The 5,939-nt window shown below is 68.7% G+C and carries 5 protein-coding genes and 1 pseudogene; 3 read left to right on the top strand and 3 right to left on the bottom strand.

Annotated features, from left to right (window positions below):
- Positions 1–235, bottom strand: a pseudogene (locus HC022_RS17415) (C4-dicarboxylate ABC transporter substrate-binding protein); the annotation flags it as partial.
- 457 nt (positions 236–692) lie between these two features.
- On the opposite strand from HC022_RS17415, the gene ggt reads away from it, so the two are divergent.
- Both ggt and HC022_RS17425 read left to right on the top strand, forming a co-directional pair.
- The gene (gene ggt / locus HC022_RS17420) at positions 693–2,360 is read left to right on the top strand and encodes a gamma-glutamyltransferase (protein ID WP_167453276.1); all 1,668 of its coding nucleotides are present in this window, start codon (positions 693–695) and stop codon (positions 2,358–2,360) included.
- 38 nt (positions 2,361–2,398) lie between these two features.
- Positions 2,399–3,130 carry an SDR family NAD(P)-dependent oxidoreductase gene (locus HC022_RS17425; protein ID WP_008884082.1) on the top strand — a complete coding sequence of 244 codons (732 nt, stop codon included), beginning with the start codon at positions 2,399–2,401 and terminating at the stop codon, positions 3,128–3,130.
- Between the two features lie 181 nt (positions 3,131–3,311).
- Here HC022_RS17425 and HC022_RS17430 read toward each other — a convergent pair whose 3' ends face one another.
- On the bottom strand, positions 3,312–4,244 hold the full coding sequence (locus HC022_RS17430) for a glyoxylate/hydroxypyruvate reductase A (protein ID WP_089955400.1): 933 nt from the start codon (positions 4,242–4,244) through the stop codon (positions 3,312–3,314).
- 38 nt (positions 4,245–4,282) lie between these two features.
- On the opposite strand from HC022_RS17430, the gene HC022_RS17435 reads away from it, so the two are divergent.
- Complete coding sequence (locus tag HC022_RS17435; RefSeq protein ID WP_167453277.1) at positions 4,283–5,188, top strand: LysR family transcriptional regulator; 906 nt, start codon at positions 4,283–4,285, stop codon at positions 5,186–5,188.
- Positions 5,189–5,190: 2 nt separating this feature from the next.
- Here HC022_RS17435 and HC022_RS17440 read toward each other — a convergent pair whose 3' ends face one another.
- On the bottom strand, positions 5,191–5,868 hold the full coding sequence (locus HC022_RS17440) for an RraA family protein (protein WP_175583629.1): 678 nt from the start codon (positions 5,866–5,868) through the stop codon (positions 5,191–5,193).
- Between the last annotated feature and the right edge of the window lie 71 nt (positions 5,869–5,939).

Consider the following 5,939-nt stretch of genomic DNA (forward strand, 5'->3'; position numbering starts at 1 on the left):
CGCCGATCTGCTGCGCCTCGTTGCCGAGCTGGCCCGACGGGAAGTTGGTGACGGTGTAATCGCCGCCCGAGAGCTCTTCGACCTTCTCGGCGAAGAACTGGACGCCCTCGTCGAACGGGGTGCCCGGGGCGCCGAAGTGGCCGATCTTGATGTCGCGGGCGGCGGCGGGCGCCGCGAGCGTCGCGGCAAGGCCGGCTGCGGCGATCAGAGCGCCGAGGGGTTTGTGGAAGGTCATTGGCATTCTCCTGTCAAAGCGTCCCGGGACGAGCCGGAAGCGATTCCCTGTCTCTTGTTGAATCGGGTTCTACGGTAGCCGATCATGACTGAACAATCGCAGATTATCGACCGTTCGGGCAATATCTGTGAAAAATCGGCGTTGATACTCCCAAAACCCCAGAAATATCGTCACAATTGCATAAAATATGTGCGAACGGAAGATCCGGCGAAGCCAAAACCCGTCGCTTCAGCGGATTTCACCCATCGGAAACCGGGCCGAAGGCGCCCTGCCCCGGGTTTCCGCGCCCGCATTATTGCCGCTTTGCGACAGGCTCCGCGGGATCCGGCACTTTCCGCGTGACCTTTGGCAAACGGCTCTGTAATTTTTGCCCGAAACCACAGTGGCAGCCCTCGCCGCCCGTGACGGGAGGCGCCGCGCTGCCACGCGACCCCGTCCGAACAGGAAAGACCGCACCATGCCCTCCGACACCACGCCGCTTCCCTTCATCTGCCGCAAGTCGCCCGCGCGGGGCTCGCAGGGGGTGGTGGTCACCAACCACCCGCTGGGCTCGGCCGCCGGCCACGAGATGCTGGCCTTCGGCGGCAACGCGGTGGATGCGGCCGTGGCGGCGCTGCTGGCGCTGACCGTGGTCGAGCCGATGATGGTGGGCATCGCGGGCGGCGGCGTCTCGCATCTGCGCCTGCCCGATGGCACGCACACCGTCTATGACTGCCTGTCGCAGGCCGGGGCCTCGGCCACGCCCGGGATGTTCACGCCGGTGTCGGACCGGCTGCCCGACTACATGGAGACCGCGGGCCGCCGCAACCTCGTGGGCGCGTCCTCGGTGGCGGTGCCGGGCAACCTGCGCGGCTGGTGCCAGATGCACGCCCAGCACGGCGCGCTGCCCTTCGCCGACGTGATCGCGCCGGCGATCCGGCTCGCCGCGGGCGGCTTCCCGGTCACCAGCTACCTGTCGTCGAACATCGAGCGCCACGCCGAGGACATGATCAACGATCCGGTGATCTCGTCCATCTTCCTGCCCGACGGCACCCCCGCCAAGCCCGGCCACCGGCTGGTGCAGGCGGATTACGCGGAAAGCCTTCGCCTGATCGCGACCGAGGGCGCGGACGCCCTGCACGGCGGTGCATTGGGGCAGGCGCTGGTCGACCGTCTGAACACCGGCGGCGAGGATGCGGGCCACGTCTCGATGGACGACCTGCGCACCTACGTGGCGCGCGAGCGTGACGCCATCTTCGGCACCTACCGTGGCCACGACATCGTGGGCCCGCCGCCGCCCGCCTCGTCGGGCGTGCACGTGACGCAGATGCTGAACATGCTCGAGGCCTATGACCTGAAGGCCATGGGCTTCGACAGCGTCGAGAAGCTGCACCTGCTGGCCGAGGTCATCCGCGTCGGCTTCGAGGATCGCCGTGCCGCCTCGGGCGACCCGGATTTCGTCGACATCCCCGTGCAGAAGCTGATCTCCAAGGAATATGCCGCCGAGTGCCAGGCCCGTCTGCGCGACGTGGGCGGCGCGACCCCGGTGCCGCCGGGCTACGAGAGCAACAACACCACCCACATCACCGTCGCCGACCGCGACGGGCGGATCGTGTCGGCCACGCACACCATCAACGGCCTCTTCGGCGCGCGCATCATGGTGCCTGGCACGGGCATCATCCCGAACAACTACATGTACAACTTCGACCCGCACCCGGGGAAAGCGCTCTCGGTCATGCCGGGCAAGCGGGTGCCGACCTCGATGGCGCCGATGATCGTGCTCAGGGACGGCAAGCCCGCGTTCGCGCTGGGGCTGCCCGGCGCGCTGCGGATCTTCCCCTCGGCGATGCAGGCCATCGTCAACATGATCGACTTCGGCATGACCCCGCAGCAGGCGGTCGAGGCGCCCCGCGTCTGGACCGAGGGCGCGCATGTGGAGCTCGAGCCCGCCTACGCCCACCACAAGGACGCGCTGGCGGCCAAGGGCCACGAGGTGCAGATCGTGCCGCATATCGCGGGCGGGATGAACGCCATTGCCTTCGGGGCCGATGGCGAGATGACGGGCGCTGCCTGCTGGCGCGCCGACGGAACCGTGTCGGCGCTCGGCGGCGGCCTTGCAGGCGAGGGAATTGCGTTCCACATCTGAAGGTAACGCAAGGACAGCACGCCAGGAGAAACGGAAAGATGACACAGAAGACACTGCTGCTGACCGGGGCCAGCCGGGGAATTGGCCATGCCACGGTGAAGGTGTTCCAGGCGGCCGGGTGGCGGGTGTTGACGGTGTCCCGCACCGCCTTCGACTCGCGCTGCCCATGGCACGCGGGGGCGACCGACCACATCCAGGGCGACCTCGCCGATCCCGACGCGCGCGACGAGATGGTCGAGCGGGTGCGCGAGGCGCTCGGCGGGGCCGGGCTCAACGCCATCGTCAACAACGCCGGCATCTCGCCCAAGGGCGAGGGGGGCGCGCGCCTCGGCATCGCCGACAGCTCGGACGAGGTCTGGCGCCAGGTGATGAACGTCAACCTGTTGGGGCCCGCCTCGCTGATGCGCGACCTGCTGCCCGAACTTTCGGCGGCCAAGGGCACCGTGGTCAACGTGGGCTCGATCGTGGGCAGCCGCGTGCACCCCTTCGCCGGGGTGGCCTATGCCTGCTCCAAGGCCGCGCTCGGGGCGCTGACCCGCGAGGCGGCGGCCGAGCTCGGCCCGCGCGGGGTGCGGGTGAACATGGTGACGCCGGGGGAGATCGAGACCGAGATCCTGTCGCCGGGCACCGAGGACATGCTCGAGGTCATCCCGCTGCGCCGCCTGGGCAAGCCCGACGAGGTGGCGCGGGTGGTGCTGTTCCTGTGCTCGGAACAGGCCTCCTACGTGAACGGCGCGGTCATCGACGTGAACGGTGGCCAGCATGCCTGACCCGGCGGCGTGCCGATTGCGGGGGCATCCCCGCATCGGCGCGTCCGTCCGGCCGGGCCATTCCGCGGGCGGAGATGCGCGCGGGGCGGGTGGCAGGGACCCTCTCCCGCGCAGCTCAGCAGTACGGGCAAAAGAAAAGCGCCCGCCGGGGGGCGGGCGCTTTCGGTCGGTCGGACCAAGATCAGTAGCCGCGCTTGGCGTCGGCCAGGTCGGCGCAGGTGCCTGTTTCCTCGAAGGTCTTGAGGTTCGCGGCGATGATCCGGCCGCCGGTCACGGCGTCGATCTGCGAGGCCACGTGCGGGGTCACGGTGATCGCCGGGTGATCCCAGAACTGGTGCTCGGCGGGCAGCGGCTCGATGTGGAACACGTCCAGCGTCGCCTGCTTGATCTGGCCGCTTTCCAGCGCCTCCAGCAGATCGGCATCGACGAGGTGCGGACCACGCGCGCAGTTGATCAGGCAGGCGCCCTCGGCGAGCTTGCCGAAGAGCTCGGCGTTCAGGATGCCCGTGGTCTGCTCGGTCAGCGGCAGCAGGTTCACGAGGATCTCGCAGCCGTCGAGGAAGGCGTCCATGCCCTCGGGGCCGGCAAAGGTCTCGACGCCGGCGATGTCCTTGGGCGACTTCGACCAGCCACGGGTGTTGAAGCCGAGCGCCGACAGGGTCTGCGCGGCGGCCGCGCCGAGATTGCCGAGGCCCATGACACCGACGGTGCGGTTGGGGGCGACGGGCACCACGATGGCGTGCCAGTCCTTCTCGGCCTGCGCCTGAAGCTGGCGCGGCATGTCGCGGTGGTGGCGCAGCACGTGCAGGGCCACGTATTCGCGCATCCGCTGGGTCAGGTCGTCGCCCACGGTGCGGATGATCGGCACGCCCTCGGGCAGCTCGCTGTCGGCGAGCACGTGGTCGATGCCGGCGCCGATCGAGACCACGGCCTTGAGGTTGGGGAACTTGGCGATGTCACCGGTGCGGGGGCGCCAGACGACGGCGTATTCCACTTCGGCGGGGTCGGTCACGGCGTCGAGCGCCTTGACCGTCCAGCCCGGCAGCATCTCGGCCAGCATGTCCACCCACCACTGGGTCTTGTCTTCGAGGGGGAGGTAGAGGGCGACGGTCATAGTGGCTCCTTTGAGTCGTTTGTCTTTGGGGATCTGTCATGAATTTCAAGCAGCTGGAGGCCTTCTACTGGCTGAGCCAGTTCGGCAACCACCGCCAGACGGCCGAGTTTCTCGGGCTCACGCAGCCCGCGGTCTCGGCGCGCATCCATTCGCTCGAGAAGGATCTGGGAAAGACCCTCATCGACCGGGATGCGCAGGGGTTCGTTCTCACGGACCAGGGGCTCGAGGTGGCGGAGTTCGCCGTCCAGTTCCTCAACCTGCGCGAGGCCATGATGGGCCGGCTGCAGGACAAGAAGAAACGCCGCCTGACCGTGGGTCTCGCGGGCATGGCCGCGCTGACCTGGGGGCCGCTGCTGCGCGACGCGGCCGATGCCGACGGCGAGATCATGCTCGACATCTACTCGGGCTCGGACCTGCAGCTGCGCGGCTTCGTCGAGGCAGGCACGCTGGATGCGGCCTTTACCGCCAGTGGCGACCGGGTCTGCGCCGATTTCGGAGTGCAGTACGACGTGGGCTGGGTGGCGCATCCCGACGTGATCGCCGGGCGCTCCCTGCCGATGCCGCCGGAAGAGCTGCGGGCGCTGCCGCTGGTGCTCTACCCGAAGACCTCGCCGCTCTTCAATCCGGTGGCGGAATACGTCGAGGAGATGCGCGACCAGCCGGCGCCGCGGCACTACGGAAACTCGCTCGCCACGATCTGCGACATGGTGCGCAAGGGCTACGGTGCCTCGGCGCTGGCGCTCACCGCGCTCGAGCAGGACATCGCGGCGGGCCGGGTCGTCGAGATCCCGGCCACCGCACCGCTGCCGCCGCTCGTGGTGGCCTGCCCCCACGCCACCCGTGCCCGCCGCAAGCAGGTGGACACGGTGCTGGGCCTCGCTCGGGAGGCGGCGCTGGCATGGTGTGCAGAGCATGGGCGCTACGCCTCCTTCACCGACCTCTAGGGTCAGGCCTTGAGCTTGTCCTCGATCATCTTGGACGCGCCGGACATCTCGCCGAGATGCGTGCCCTCGGTGATCTTGGCCTCGTTGACGCGGCCGCGCTCGGTCAGGAATTCGCCGCGCTCGAGCACTTCGTCGAGATCCTCGGGGGCGATGAAGAGCACGCCGCAGTCATCGGCCAGCACCGCGTAGCCAGGCAGAACCGCCGCGCCGTTGATCGAGACCGGCACGTTGAAGCCGCCGCCGGTGTTGTAGAGGCGGGGGGGGACGGGCGAGGCGCCGCGCGACCACATGGCGAAGTCCTGCTCGGCAATCTCGGCGGTGTCGGTGTGGGGGCCGTCGACGCAGCCGCCCTCGAGCCCGATCATCGCGGCCATGCGGGTCACGCCGCCGCCCCAGCAGGCATACTTGGTGTCGCCCAGACGGTCGACCGCAAGGAAGTAGCCCGGTCCGCACTGGCTGAGGCAGTGGTGCAGCAGCGTCGAGTCGAGCCCGGGGATGGCCAGCGTCGCCACGGTCGCGGCGACCACCTTGCCCGGCAGCACCGGCTGCACGGCGGGACCGGCGAAACCGAAGTGGTAGAAGTGGCCGATGGTGGCGGTTTCGAGCTTTGCGAGCCGGTCGAGCTTCTCCTGCGGGATCTTCTCCGGCATCGGGTTCAGCTTGTAGATCAGGTTGGACATAGAGGTCTTCCTAGTTTTGGGGCCCGAGGATCAGGTCGGGCAGGAACGTGACGGTTTGCGGCACGTAAGTG

Source organism: Salipiger sp. HF18, from assembly GCF_011806505.1.
GTDB classification, from domain to species: domain Bacteria; phylum Pseudomonadota; class Alphaproteobacteria; order Rhodobacterales; family Rhodobacteraceae; genus Salipiger; species Salipiger thiooxidans.

Bases quoted from the DNA above. Each gene is read 5' to 3' on its own strand.
- ggt (WP_167453276.1), top strand. From the start codon at position 693: ATGCCCTCCGACACCACGCCGCTTCCCTTCATCTGCCGCAAGTCGCCC.
- HC022_RS17425 (WP_008884082.1), top strand. From the start codon at position 2,399: ATGACACAGAAGACACTGCTGCTGACCGGGGCCAGCCGGGGAATTGGC.
- HC022_RS17430 (WP_089955400.1), bottom strand. From the start codon at position 4,244: ATGACCGTCGCCCTCTACCTCCCCCTCGAAGACAAGACCCAGTGGTGG.
- HC022_RS17435 (WP_167453277.1), top strand. From the start codon at position 4,283: ATGAATTTCAAGCAGCTGGAGGCCTTCTACTGGCTGAGCCAGTTCGGC.
- HC022_RS17440 (WP_175583629.1), bottom strand. From the start codon at position 5,868: ATGTCCAACCTGATCTACAAGCTGAACCCGATGCCGGAGAAGATCCCG.